This is a genomic window from Curtobacterium sp. NPDC098951 (genome assembly GCF_044759965.1).
Taxonomy (GTDB): domain Bacteria; phylum Actinomycetota; class Actinomycetes; order Actinomycetales; family Microbacteriaceae; genus Curtobacterium.
In genome coordinates this window covers 351,641-364,492 of record NZ_JBIWAG010000003.1, presented here as the reverse complement: position 1 = coordinate 364,492, position 12,852 = coordinate 351,641, and the positions used below count along the sequence as shown (strand labels likewise).

The following is a 12,852-nucleotide window of genomic DNA, read 5'->3' as shown; positions in this document are numbered from 1 at the left end:
GTGAGCTGTACTGCATCCGGGTGCGCTCCTACGCTCGAACCGTGACCGCCCTCCTCCCCATGCTCGCCGGCCTCGGCACCGGACTCGCGCTCATCGTGGCGATCGGCGTGCAGAACACGTACCTGCTGCGCCTCGCGGTGACCTCGTCCGTGCGGGTCGTCGCGGCCGCGGTCGTCGTCTGCGCCCTGTCGGACGCCGTGCTCATCCTGGCGGGGGTGCTCGGCGTGGGGGTCGTGGTCGAGCGCTTCCCGGTCGCGCTCGTCGTCATCCGCTTCGTCGGGGCGGCGTTCCTCGTGACCTACGGGGTGCTCGCGGCCCGTCGTGCGCTGTGGCCGTCGGGCGAGTCCCTGCGGGTCGAGTCCGAGGCGGCGGACGACGGCGTCCCGGTGGCGATCGCGTCCGCGACTGCGCCCGCGGACGGACAGCGCGCCCCGTCAGGATCGGGCGCAGTGTCCGGTGCGGGGCGCGATGCGGCTGCACGACCGGCGACGGGGCGCGGTGCGGCCGTCCACCCGGCCGGGACCGGTGCCGCGGCGACGGCACCGACGACGGTGGCAGCGGGGCGGACGCGCACCGCGCCTCCTGGTCGGGCCGCGACCGTGCGGACGGCCGTCGTGACGATGCTCCTGTTCACCTGGGCGAACCCGCACGTGTACCTGGACACGCTCGTGTTCCTCGGCTCGGTCGCGAACCAGCAGGGGCCGGCCGACCGGTGGTGGTGGACGGCCGGGGCGGTCCTCGCGAGCTGCCTGTGGTTCGGTGCGCTCGGGTTCGGCGGACGACTCCTGCGACCGCTGTTCGCGAAGCCGCTGACGTGGCGCGTGTTCGACGGTCTCGTCGCGCTCGTCATGCTGGGCTTCGGCGCGACGCTCGCGCTCGGCGCCTGACGCGGCGCCGACGTGGGGCCGCGTGGCTGCGTGGAACCAGGTTTCCGACACCGAACCAGCCCCTGCGCGTGGTTCGGTGTCGGAAACCTGGTTCGACCCGTCCGCCAGCGCCAGCGCCCGCGTCAGCGACGCCCTACTGCAGGCCCTTGCCCACCCGGCTGTTGCGACGGCTGTAGCCGAAGTAGATCACGAAGCCGATCACGAGCCAGATGACGAACCGCAGCCACGTCTCGACCTCGAGGTTCAGCATCAGCCAGAAGCACAGCACCGCCGACACGATCGGCAGCACCGGCGACCACGGCACCCGGAAGGCGCGCGGGGCGTCCGGACGCGTGCGACGCAGCACGACGATGCCGATCGACACCAGGACGAACGCCGACAGCGTGCCGATGTTGATCATGCCCTCGAGCTTGTCGACCGCCGTGAAGCCGGCCAGCAGTGCCACGACGACGCCCGCGACGACCTGCACGCGCACGGGGGTCTGCGTCTTCTCGTTCGTCTTCGAGAACCAGCGCGGCAGCAGGCCGTCGCGGCTCATCGAGAACACGATGCGGGACAGACCGAGCAGCAGCACCATGACGACCGTCGTCAGACCGATCAGGGAGCCGATCGCGATGATCCCGGCGGCCCACGGCAGGCCGACGATGGAGAACGCCGAGGCGAGGGACGGCGCGTCCTCCTGCGCCAGACGCTGGTACGAGACCATGCCGGTGATGACGATGCTGACGCCCACGTAGAGCAGCGTCACGATGCCGAGGCCGATGAAGATGCCGCGGGGCAGGGTCTTCTGCGGGTTCTCGGTCTCCTCGGCGCTCGTCGCCACGACGTCGAAGCCGATGAAGGCGAAGAACACGAGGGACGCCGCGGCGAGCAGACCGAAGACGCCGTACTGGGCGGGCTCGGACCCGGTGAACCAGGACACGAGCGACTGGGTCCAGACGCTCCCCTCGGCACCCTTGGCGGGTTCGGCCGGCGGGATGAAGGGGGTGAAGTTCGCGGCCTTGACGAAGAACGCACCGGCCACGATGACGAAGACGACGATCGCGACCTTGATGATCGTGATGACGGCCGAGACCCGGCTCGACAGTCGGGTGCCGAAGGCGAGCAGGACCGTGAAGATGCCGACGATGAGCACCGGCCCCCACGTGAACGGGACCGGGCCGAGCTGGATCGTGCTCGGCAGGGCCACGCCGAACACGTTGAACGCCTCGCTGAGGTAGATCCCCCAGTACTTCGCGATCACGGCGCTGGCGGTGAGCGTCTCGAGGATGAGGTCCCAACCGACGATCCACGCGAGGAGCTCGCCCATCGTGGCGTAGGTGAACGTGTAGGCGGAGCCGGCGACCGGGATCGTCGACGCGAACTCGGCGTAGCACATGATCGCCAGGCCGCACGTGACGGCGGCGAGCAGGAACGAGATGATCACGCCGGGACCGGCGAAGTTCGCGGCGGCGTTCGCGCCGACCGAGAAGATGCCGGCGCCGACGGCGACGGCGATGCCCATCGCCGCGATGTCGAAGGTCTTCAGCGACCGTTTGAGGGAGCGCCCCTTCTCCTCGGAGTCAGCGAGGGACGCCTCGATCGACTTGATGCGGAGCTTCGGTGCCATGGGGTGGTTCCCGTCATCGGCTGGCGGCGGACCCCGCGAGAGTACTGGTGTACCACCCCGGCACGCAAACGGCGGGGATGTCCCGTTCCGGGCCGGGAGGCGCGGCTCGGCTCAGGCGGATCGGCGCCAGTCCGACAGGAACCGGGCTCCGGCCTCGTCGTGGATCACGCCGTCCGGTGCCGTGAGGACCGGGTACGGCGTGGCCGGGACCCCGTCGGACGGGCGGACGTCGACGTGCGCGACCTCGTGCCCGTTCGCGTGCAGCCAGTCCGCCATCGCGTAGTCGCTCCGGGAGTCGCCCATCGTCCGCCACGCGAGCGGCAGCTCGCCGTCCTGCGCGAGGAGCTCGAGCGACCGCTCGGCACCCATGTCCTTGCCGCTGCGATCGGACTCGACGTCGGTCGAGATGATCGTCGGGTCGATGCGCCACTGCACGACCCCGGCGGCGTCGGGGCGGACGTCGTCGAGCCGTCGGACCCCGAGCCCGCGGCGCTCGAGCGCCGCCATCGCCTTCGCGTCGAACTCCGGCTGGCGCGCGAGGTACGTCTGGTTCGGCACCTCGACGCGCTGCTCGATCGACACCATGGCGCGCTTGGTCTCGTCGAAGAACACCAGGTCGGCGTACTCGTCGCGGACGAGCTCCCGCATCTCGTCGGCGTAGTCCCTCGGCAGGGCGAGGTCCTCGGCGACGGTCAGCTCGCCCATGCCGCCCTCGTACTGCGGCCCGATCGAGCACCAGACGGCGCCCTTCTCGCACACGGCGTGCACGCGGCCGCCGGCGGCGAGACCCCCCTCGAGGAGCGGTCCGACGACCTCCTGCCGGATGAAGGCGTCGCTGCGGCCGGTGTTGAAGACGACCGGGATGCCCTCGGCGGCGAGCGCGACGAGGTCCTGGACGATGCTCGGGATCGCGATGGTGCGCGAGACGGGGCTGGCGATGGGCCCGTCGACGTCGAGCAGGAGGCCGAGACGAGGTGCGTTCACGACGACCATCCTTGCAGCCCCGGTGGTCAGCGCCGTGCGTTCGTCCGCACCGTGAGGCGGTCGAGCAGCTCGCCGAGCGCCTCGGGGGCGGGGGCGTGTCCCTGTCCGGGCACCTCGGTGTACTCCGACCCCGGGACGGCTTCGACGACCGCGAGTGCCGCCTGCCGCATCCACTCGAGCCCGTCGCCACCCGCCGCGACGAGGACCGGCACGCCCACGGCCGCGGCCACCCGCTCGGGGATCGCGAGGCCGTTGAGCACCCGGACGTCGCGGCTCAGGACGTGCGCGTCGACGACGAGGGAGCGCCACAGCGAACCCTTCAGCCGGAGCGCCGTGATCTGGCCCATCGGGACGCCGAGGACGTGCGCGAGGAACGCCCGGACAGCCTGGGCCCGACGACCGCTCGCGACGTGCTCGTCGAGCGCATCGGCGAACACGACGTCGTCGGCGTGCGGGTCGACCGTGGCACGGTAGGGCGGTTCCCACAGCACGGCGGCGTCGAGTCGGACCCCGCCCGCGATCGCGTGCAGCACCACCCCGGCGCCGACGCACAGGCCGACCGCGGTGATCGGCCCCTCGACGTCGGCGACGACGGCCGCGAGGTCCTCGACCTCGCGCTCGATCGACCACGGTTCGGTGTCGCCGCTCGAGCCGCGGCCGCGCCGGTCGTAGGTGAGCACCCGGTAGCGGTCGCGGAGCGCCGCGGTCAGTGCGGTGACGAAGGGGGTGCCGTGGTGGTCGAACGCCCCGCCGACGACCACGAGCGCGGGGCCCGCTCCGGCGTCCGACACGGCGAGCACCGTGCCGTCCGCGGAGACGACCGTGCGGTCGACGTGCTGGTCCATGGGGGTCCTCGAAGGTGGTTCGACCGCGGTGTGCCGCAGGTGTGCGTGGGTCCTTCGGGTCTGGTCCGTGGCGGGTCGGTTGTGTCGAGCATGACAGCACTGCGCCGCCACGTCGACACCCGCAACCAGGGGGAGGACGCCCGTGCGCCCGCCCGGGCTCAGACGAGCGCGGTCGTCCCCACCGACTCCCGCTCGAGCAACGACCGCTTCACGTCGAGCCCCCAGGCGAACCCGCCGAGGGTGCCGTCGGTCCGCAGCACCCGGTGGCACGGCACGAACAGCGCCGGGGCGTTCCGAGCGCACACGCTCGCCGCGGCCCGGACCGCGTCGGGTCGCCCCATCGCCGCCGCGAAGCCGGTGTAGGTGAGCGTCGTGCCCGCGGGGACCAGTCGGAGCTGCCGCCACCCCTCGGTGAAGAGCTCCGTGCCGAACTGCCGCACGGGCACCTGCATCGCGTGGTCGACCTCGCCCGCGTAGAAGGCGTCGACGGCATCGGCCGAGGCCACCCGCCCGTCGGCGATGCGGTCGGGTCGGTGTCGGTCGGCGAGGCGCGCGAGGATGCGCTCGACCGAGTCGGTCCAGCCCGAGGCGAGGACACGGCCCTCGGTGTCCTCGAGCACGGTGAAGGGGCCGTCGGGGGTGTCCAGGGTCTGGATCGTCGCGTCGGTCATCGTTCGTCCTTCCGGGCGGCCGGAGCCGCGGTCGTCGTGCTGGTCGGCACGGTCGTCGCCGTCGCGCGGTCGATGATCGGTCGCCAGCAGTGCATGGTGAGGTAGCTCCGCCACGGCGCCACCTGCTCAGACCATAGGGAGAGCTCGCGCGCCGAACCGGGCAGACCGAGTTCCTGTGCACCGTTCCGCACGGCGAGGTCGCTGTGGAGGAAGACGTCCGGGTGGTGGCGGACCCGGAGCGCCACGTAGTCGGCGGTCCAGGGACCGATGCCCTTCACCGCGAGGAGCCCGGCGCGCAGCTCGTCGAGCGACTGGCCGGCGTCGACCACCAGCGATCCGTCGGCGAGCGCGGCGGCCACCCGCAGGATGGTGTCCACGCGGGCCGCCGGTCCCCGCAGGACCTCGTGCCCCCGCGAAGCGATCGCGGCGGCGGACGGGAAGAGCAGGCCGTCCGGCGCGATCGCGGACGGCACGGGCGCACCGAGCGCCGCCACCAGCCGGGTCTGGGCCGTCCGGGCCGCCGCGACGGACACCTGCTGGCCGATGAGCGTGCGGAACACGATCTCGTGCGGGTCGACCGCGCCCGGCAAGCGGATGCCGGGCACGCGCCGGACGGCGCCAGTCAGCTCGGGCACCGCGCCGAGGACGGCGTCGACCGCCTCCGGGTCGGCGTCGAGGTCGAAGTACGACCGCACCCGGGCCACGAGCGTCGGCAGGTCGGAGAGGTCCGTGACGCGCACGCGCAGGTCGATCCCGGTGCCCCGCCCGTCCGCGCTCGGGACCGCGGCCGACGCGCTGAACCAGGCCGCGCCTCCTGGCAGGTCGAGCACCCGCCCGTACGACGTGACCCGCCCCGCGTCGTCGACCTCGACCTGTTCCGTGCCCGCCAGGGCGTGGAGGGCGTGCCAGTCGAGGAGCCCCTGCGCGTCGAACGGCGCCCGTGCCGGCAGGTGCACGTGCAGCGCCCCGTCCACCACCGGCCGCGTCGTGCGCCGCGCGCGGAGCTCGGTCGGGGTGACCGCGAAGACCTCGCGCACGGTGTCGTTGAACTGGCGGACGCTCGCGAACCCGGCGGCGAACGCGACGTCCGCGACGGGCAGGTCGGACGACGTGAGCAGGGTCCGTGCCGTCTGCGCGCGGTGTGCCCGGCTGAGTGCCTTCGGTCCGGCGCCCAGCTCGGCGGTCATGATGCGGTTCAGCTGCCGTTCCGAGTAGCCGACGCGGGCCGCGAGGCCGGGGACCCCGTCGCGCTCGACGACGCCGTCGAGGACCAGGCGCATCGCCCGTCCGGCGACGTCCTCGCGCACGTCCCACTCGGGGCTGCCCGGGGTCGCCTCGGGCAGGCAGCGCTTGCACGCGCGGTAGCCGGCGAGGTGCGCCGCCGCGCTCGTGCGGTAGAACGTGACGCCGGCCGCGCCGGGGGTCCGGGCCGGACACGAGGGTCGGCAGTAGATGCCGGTGGAGTGCACGGCGGTGACGAACTGCCCGTCGAACCGGGCGTCGCGCGAGGCGACGGCGCGGTGGCGCTCGGCGTGCAGGGCGTCTGGTGCGGTGGACATGCCTCCACCCTGACACGGGTCACCGACATCGACTGGCGGGAATCGGACACGGCAGCGGACGTCCGTCGTCGCGGGACGGGACCGGGAGGCGCGGCTAGCGTGGGGTGCGTGACCCTGGTGGACGACGTGGCCGGCCCCGGCGACCTGCCCTGCCGGACCGACGTCGAGATCGCGCTGCTGCTGGTGTCCCGGCGGCACCGGTACGAGGGGCGACCGGCGGACGGTGCGCTGCCGGTGGTCGACGGCGAGCCAGACGACCTGCGCGGGCACGTCGAGGTGCGCGCGGGGCTCGGGATCGTCGGCGACCGCTACTTCGCGTCGCGGGCGCACGTGCACGCCTCCGTGACCGTGATCGGTCTCGAGGGGCTCGAGGCCGTCGGCACCGCTCTCGGCGCGGACGTCGACCCGGCCGCGACCCGACGCAACGTGTTCCTCCGCGGGGCGGACGTCGAGGCGCTCCGGGGCGAGCCGTTCTCGCTGCAGAGCGTCGGTCACGCCCCCGTGCTGTTCCGCGGGTACCGGCCGGCGAACCCGTGCGCCTGGATGGACCACGAGGTGGCCCCGGGGGCGTTCCGGGCGATGCGCGGGCGGGGCGGGGTGCGGTGCGACCCGGAGTCCGACGGCGTCCTCGCCCTCGGGCCCGCGGTGCTCCGCACGACCCGCCCCGTCCCGCTCGGCTGACCGGCCGCGGCGCCTCGGTGCAGGGGTGCCGAGACTCGGATCCGCGGACTCTTCCGCGGCGCCGCAGCCCGCGCTGCGTCCGCCGAGCCGAGACTCGGCCCAGCCGGCGACGCCGTGAGCGCCGACTCGATGGCGAGTGGGCGCAGCGCCGGCTACGCCGTGAGCGCCGACTCGATCGCGTCGACGAACGCCGGCAGGTCGTCCGGGTTCCGCGACGTGATGAGGACGCCGTCGACCTGGACCTCCCGGTCGACCCACTCGGCGCCGGCGTTCCGCACGTCGGTCTGCAGCGACGGGAACGACGTGATCGTCTTCCCCGACACGACGCCGGCCTCGATGAGGGTCCACGGGCCGTGGCAGATCGCGGCGACGGGCTTGCCGGCCTCCGCGAACGCCTGCACGAGGGACACCGCCTGCTGGTCGGTGCGGAGGGTGTCGGCGTTGATGGTGCCACCGGGGACGACGAGCGCGTCGAAGGATCCCGCGTTGACACCGGCGATGGTGGTGTCCGGGTCGACCGACTTGCCCGGGTCCTCATCGCCGATGAGGGTCGTGATCGGCCCGGTCTCCTGCGCCGCCACCGTCACGGTCGCGCCGCGCTCGCGGAGCTGGTCGATGGGGACGACGATCTCGTCCTGCTCCACACCGGAGTTCGTCGCGATGACGAGGATCTTCTTGCCGTCGAGTGCTGCCATGGTCGTTCCTTCCGCGGCCCGGTCGTTCCGGCCGCACGACCACGTTCGTCCACGGGGGCTGGAAGCGTCCGCAGGTGGACAGCCGAGGCCGTGGGCCCAGCCGCGGAGGCCGGCTCAGCCGTGGAGTCGGGCTCAGCCGCGGATGCGGAACGCAGTCCCCTCGCGCTCGACCGTGATGCCGTCGTACCCCGTCACCCGGTACAGCCCGGCCGTGACGTCCGCGTCGAGCGTGCCGACGACCACCGTGGTCGCGCCCGAGGCGATCGCGGCCTCGAGCCCGGCGGGGGCGTCCTCGAACGCCACGCAGTCGGCGGCGTCGACGCCGAGCAACGCCGCGCCGCGCAGGTAGCCGTCCGGGTGGGGCTTGCCGTGCTCGACGTCCTCCGACGGCACGAACGCCCCGGGCATGGCCAGTCCTGCGGCAGCCATGCGTCCGGCGGCGAGGTCCCGCGGCGCACTCGTCACGAGCGCCACCGGGACGCCGGCCGCGAGCAGCCGGTCGACGAACGCCGCGGCGCCGGGGATCTCGGCGATGCCCTCGGTGCTCGCGCTCTCCTCGGCGACGAGCGAGTCGGCGATCCGCACCTGCTCGTCGTGGTCGAGGTCGGGCAGGAAGCGCTCGATCGTGCTGATCGCCTGGCGGCCGTGCGAGAACGCGAGGATCTCCGCCGGGTCGATGCCGTGCCGCTCGCCGAACCGGGACCAGGTCGCCTCGACCACCGCGGTCGAGTCGACGAGGGTCCCGTCCATGTCGAAGAGGACCCCGGACGCCACGATGTCGATCACGCGCCCGACCCTAGCCTGCCGCCCCGGTCACTCGCCGGGGTCCGGCACGCGGCGCCGGTCACTCGCCGGGGTCCGGCACGCGGCGCCCGTCACTCGCCGGGGTCCGACACGCGGCGCCCGTCACTCGCCGGGATCGGGTGCCCGCACGTACCGGGTCAGCAGCACGCCGTCGCGCCCGAGCAGCACGTGGGCCGGTCGGAAGCGCCGCAGCTCGTTCGAGCCGCCGTGCGTGATGCGCGGGCCGGCACCGCCCTCGAGCGTCGGGTCGATCGTCAGGGTGAGTTCGTCCACGAGGTCCGCCGCCACGAGCGCGCCGAAGAACGACGGTCCGCCCTCGCAGTGGACCGTGCCGAGGCCGCGCGCCACGAGGGCGTCACGGAGCCGCGCGGGGTCGACGGTGTCCGGGTCGTCGTCGGCGCTGCACGGCACGACGTCCGCGACCGCTGCGAGCGCCGAGGCCGCGGGCGACCCGGCCGCCGACGCCGAGGTGAGGACGATCGGTCGCACCGGGGCCTGGGTGAAGATCCGGGACGCGGGGTCGAGGGACAGTGACCCGGACACGATCGCGAACACCGGGTGGTCCGGCAGCCCGTGCGACCGCCGCCAGGCGACGTCGGCGTCGTGCAGCGCCATCGGCCCGTAGCCCTCGTCGCGGACGGTCCCGGCGGCGACGAGCACCACGTCGGCCACCCGGCGTAGCAGGTCGAACACGCGCAGGTCGTCCGGGCCGCCGAGCGACCCGGACACGCCGTCCCCCGCGGCGGTCGCCGACCCGTCGAGCGTCGTCACGAAGTTCACGCGCAGCCAGGGGGCGACGGCGTCGGCGGTGTACAGCTCGAGCAGGTCGTCGTCGGACAGGTCGCCGATCGCCTGCGGCAGGCCGGTCACGTGTTGTGCCGCGCTTCCACCGGTTCGCGCCAGCCGAGCGTCGCCTCGAGCATCCGCATCGCGTCGACGCTCTCGGGCACGTCGTGCATCCGGACGATCCGGGCGCCGAGCATCGCGCTCACGGTCGCGACGGCGAGCGACCCGGCCAGCCGTTCACCGCGGGGCCGACCGAGCGACTCCCCCACGAAGTCCTTGTTCGACACCGCCGCGAGCACCGGGTAGCCGAGCGCCACGACCTCGGGCAGGCGCCGGGTGAGCTCGAGCGTGTGCCGGGTGTTCTTGTTCAGGTCGTGCCCCGGGTCGACGATGATCCGCGACTCCGGGATGCCGGCGGCGAGGGCCCGGTCGACGCGCTCCCGCAGGAAGTCGACCACCTCGGTCGTGACGTCGCCGTACTGCGGCGGCGCGGGCAGCGGACGACGGGGCTCGGCCAGCGAGTGCGTGATGACGACGGTCGCGTCCGAGTCGGCGACGACGGCCGCCATCCGCGGGTCGGACAGCCCGGTCGTGTCGTTGACGACGCTCGCGCCGGCCTCGATCGCGGCGGCCGCGACCTCGGGGCGGAACGTGTCCACGCTGATCGTCACGTCCGACTCCTCGGCGAGCTGCCGGACCACCGGCACCACGCGGTCGATCTCGTCGGCCGCCGGGAGCTCGGGCCCTGGGGCGAACTTCACGCCGCCGATGTCGACCCAGTCCGCGCCCTGCTCGGCGGCCCGAACCGCCGCCTCGACGGCACGGTCCAGCGCGAACGTGGCACCCCGGTCGTGGAACGAGTCGGGGGTGCGGTTCACGATCGCCATCACGGCGACGCGGTGGTCGAAGTCGTAGGTGCGGCGCCCGATGGTGCGCACCGGTTCGCGCAGGGCGGGCACGACCCAGCCGGGTGCCGTCGCGGGGGCCGGGAGGCGCGACCCGGCACGTTCCGTCGTCATGCGTCCGCCCCGTGGCCGGTCCCGGCGGCGCCGGCGCCGATCAGGGCGATCGCCTCGGCCCGGCCGGCGGCGTCCGCGAGGCTCCCCGTTGCCGCGACGGTGACGGTCGTCGATCCGGTCTGGCGTTCGCCACGGGTCGTCACGCACTGGTGCTGCGCGTCGAGCACGACGAGGACACCGGCCGCCGCGAGCCCGTCCGCGATCGTCGTCGCGACCTGCTCGCCGAGCCGCTCCTGCAGCTGCGGACGGGAGGCGACGGCGTCGAGCACGCGGGCGAGCGTGCCGAGTCCGATGAGCCGCTCCCCCGGCGCGTAGGCCAGGTGGGCCACGCCGAGGAACGGGAGGAGGTGGTGCTCGCAGACGGAGCGGAACTTCACGTCCCGGACGATCACGAGCTGGCCGCGGTCCGCCGGTTCGGCGTGCACGGTGCCGTCCCGCGCGATCGCCACCGCGTCGGTGCCGATGCCGGAGAAGAACTCGGCGTAGGACTCGGCCACGCGGGCGGGCGTCCGTGTGAGTTCCGCGCGGTCGGGGTCGTCGCCGATCGCGAGCAGCAGCTCGCGGACGGCGGACTCGATGCGCGCTCGGTCGAGACGTTGGTTCACCCGTCCATCCAACACCAGCCCTGGCCGCAGAACGCGAGCGGCCGCCGGGCGAGACGTACCCCGTCCAGGCGCGCCGCGCCTCCCGGAAATCCCTGTAAGGAAGCTGTGACGTGCCGGAAACCCAGCGCCCTTTAAGCTTGTTCGGTGAGCGCCCCGCAGACCGACACCACACCCCGGAACCGCTTCGCGACCGGCCTCGACCGCTTCTTCTCGATCACGCACCGCGGATCGACGATCCCCCGCGAGATCCGCGGTGGACTCGTCTCCTTCGTGACGATGGCGTACATCGTCATCCTCAACCCGCTCATCCTCGGCGGGTTCAGCCAGGACCAGGCGCCGCAGGACGTCGTCGGCGGGTGGCTGCAGAACGCCCAGGTCGCCGCTGCGACGGGGCTCGTGGCCGGCCTCATGACGATCGCGATGGGGCTCATCGCGAACCTGCCGTTCGGCATCGCCGCGGGACTCGGGATCAACTCGTTCCTCGCCGTGAGCGTCGTGCACCAGGTGACGTGGGCGGAGGCGATGGGGCTCGTCGTCATCAACGGCGTCGTGATCGTGATCCTCGCGTTGACCGGCATCCGGACGATGATCTTCACGGCCGTGCCCGCGCAGCTCAAGGCCGCGATCACCGTCGGCATCGGCCTCTTCATCGCGTTCATCGGCCTCGTCGACTCGGGCTTCGTCCGCACCACGAAGAACGCCTCGCCGCCGCTGCAGCTCGGCGAGGACGGCTCGATCGCGGCGCTGCCGACCATCGTGTTCCTGATCGGCCTCGTCATCATCGGCACGCTCATGGCCCGCAAGGTCCGCGGCGCCCTGCTCATCGGCATCGTGGCGACCACGGTCATCGCGATCATCCTGCAGGCGATCTTCAAGGTCCCGACCTCGGTCGACTCCCCCACCGGCTGGAACCTCAACGCCCCGGGCCTCCCCAGCGCCCTGTTCGCGGTGCCGGACCTGTCGCTCGTCGGCCACGCGGACGTCTTCGGCGCCTTCACCCGCATCGGCCCGATCGCCGCGTCGATGCTCGTCTTCACCCTGGTCTTCACGAACTTCTTCGACGCCATGGGCACGATGACCGGCCTCGCGAAGGCCGCCGGCGTGGCGAACGCCGACGGCACGTTCCCGCGGCTGAAGTCGGCGCTGGTCGTCGAGGGTGCCGGTGCGATCGCCGGTGGCGGCGCCTCGGTGTCGTCGAACACCGTGTTCATCGACTCCGCCGCCGGCATCGGCGAGGGTGCCCGCACCGGGATGGCCTCGGTCGTCACCGGCCTGCTGTTCCTGGCCTCGATGTTCCTCACGCCGCTCACCCAGGTGGTCCCGCTCGAGGTCGCCGCCGCCGGACTCGTTGTCGTCGGAGCGCTCATGGTGGCGCAGGTGAAGGACATCGACTGGACCGACTTCGGGGCGGCGCTGCCGGCGTTCCTGACGATCGTGATCATGCCGCTGACCTACTCGATCGCGAACGGCATCGGCGCGGGCTTCATCAGCTGGGTGCTCATCAAGCTGCTGTCCGGGCGCGGTCGGCAGGTGTCGTGGCTGCTGTACGTCGTGGCCGCGGGCTTCCTGCTGTACTTCGCGCGCGGGCCGATCGAGACGCTGCTCGGCGTCGGCTGACGCGGGGCTCCGCGCGCGGGGCGCGTCGCTGCGCGCGTTCGTCCTGCGTCGCCCCGCGCCGCACCGCGCGCCCCGCCCCGCCGCGCCGCG

General features: G+C 73.2%; 13 protein-coding genes. 3 read left to right on the top strand and 10 right to left on the bottom strand.

Features of this window, described 5'->3' with window-relative positions:
* Positions 1-41: 41 nt before the first annotated feature.
* Entirely contained in the window at positions 42-887 is an 846-nt protein-coding gene (locus tag ACIQUC_RS10760) for a LysE/ArgO family amino acid transporter (RefSeq protein WP_402266596.1), read from the top strand.
* Positions 888-1,020: 133 nt separating this feature from the next.
* Here ACIQUC_RS10760 and ACIQUC_RS10755 read toward each other — a convergent pair whose 3' ends face one another.
* The 5 genes from ACIQUC_RS10755 to ACIQUC_RS10735 all read right to left on the bottom strand — a co-directional run bounded on the left by ACIQUC_RS10755 (position 1,021) and on the right by ACIQUC_RS10735 (position 6,555).
* Positions 1,021-2,496, bottom strand: coding sequence for an APC family permease (locus ACIQUC_RS10755; RefSeq protein WP_022906415.1), 1,476 nt, complete (start codon positions 2,494-2,496; stop codon positions 1,021-1,023).
* 111 nt (positions 2,497-2,607) lie between these two features.
* Positions 2,608-3,489 carry a hypothetical protein gene (locus ACIQUC_RS10750; protein ID WP_402266593.1) on the bottom strand — a complete coding sequence of 294 codons (882 nt, stop codon included), beginning with the start codon at positions 3,487-3,489 and terminating at the stop codon, positions 2,608-2,610.
* Positions 3,490-3,506: 17 nt separating this feature from the next.
* Entirely contained in the window at positions 3,507-4,325 is an 819-nt protein-coding gene (locus ACIQUC_RS10745; RefSeq protein WP_402266591.1) for an alpha/beta fold hydrolase, read from the bottom strand.
* 158 nt (positions 4,326-4,483) lie between these two features.
* The gene (locus ACIQUC_RS10740; protein WP_402266588.1) at positions 4,484-4,996 is read right to left on the bottom strand and encodes a methylated-DNA--[protein]-cysteine S-methyltransferase; all 513 of its coding nucleotides are present in this window, start codon (positions 4,994-4,996) and stop codon (positions 4,484-4,486) included.
* The gene (locus ACIQUC_RS10735) at positions 4,993-6,555 is read right to left on the bottom strand and encodes an AlkA N-terminal domain-containing protein (protein ID WP_402266585.1); all 1,563 of its coding nucleotides are present in this window, start codon (positions 6,553-6,555) and stop codon (positions 4,993-4,995) included. Before ACIQUC_RS10735 ends, ACIQUC_RS10740 begins: the two co-directional genes overlap by 4 nt.
* Before the next feature lie 108 nt (positions 6,556-6,663).
* Between ACIQUC_RS10735 and ACIQUC_RS10730 the strand changes: the two genes are divergently transcribed.
* Positions 6,664-7,236, top strand: a complete 573-nt coding sequence (locus tag ACIQUC_RS10730) for a molybdenum cofactor biosysynthesis protein (RefSeq protein WP_402266582.1) — start codon at positions 6,664-6,666, stop codon at positions 7,234-7,236.
* Between the two features lie 152 nt (positions 7,237-7,388).
* Here the strand turns inward: ACIQUC_RS10730 and ACIQUC_RS10725 are convergent, their stop codons facing one another.
* From ACIQUC_RS10725 to folE, 5 genes are all read right to left on the bottom strand, one after another.
* Complete coding sequence (locus ACIQUC_RS10725; protein ID WP_402266579.1) at positions 7,389-7,931, bottom strand: type 1 glutamine amidotransferase domain-containing protein; 543 nt, start codon at positions 7,929-7,931, stop codon at positions 7,389-7,391.
* A 132-nt stretch (positions 7,932-8,063) separates the two neighbouring features.
* Positions 8,064-8,717: an HAD-IA family hydrolase gene (locus ACIQUC_RS10720; protein WP_022906422.1), complete on the bottom strand. Its 654-nt coding sequence runs from the start codon at positions 8,715-8,717 to the stop codon at positions 8,064-8,066.
* Between the two features lie 120 nt (positions 8,718-8,837).
* Positions 8,838-9,605 (bottom strand): pyrimidine reductase family protein, encoded by a 768-nt coding sequence (locus ACIQUC_RS10715; RefSeq protein WP_402266575.1) that lies wholly within the window; start codon positions 9,603-9,605, stop codon positions 8,838-8,840.
* Complete coding sequence (gene folP / locus ACIQUC_RS10710; RefSeq protein ID WP_402266573.1) at positions 9,602-10,540, bottom strand: dihydropteroate synthase; 939 nt, start codon at positions 10,538-10,540, stop codon at positions 9,602-9,604. The genes ACIQUC_RS10715 and folP overlap by 4 nt, the downstream gene beginning before the upstream one ends.
* Complete coding sequence (gene folE / locus ACIQUC_RS10705) at positions 10,537-11,145, bottom strand: GTP cyclohydrolase I (RefSeq protein WP_022906425.1); 609 nt, start codon at positions 11,143-11,145, stop codon at positions 10,537-10,539. The genes folP and folE overlap by 4 nt, the downstream gene beginning before the upstream one ends.
* A 144-nt stretch (positions 11,146-11,289) precedes the next feature.
* On the opposite strand from folE, the gene ACIQUC_RS10700 reads away from it, so the two are divergent.
* Entirely contained in the window at positions 11,290-12,762 is a 1,473-nt protein-coding gene (locus ACIQUC_RS10700; protein ID WP_022906426.1) for an NCS2 family permease, read from the top strand.
* Positions 12,763-12,852 lie beyond the last annotated feature (90 nt).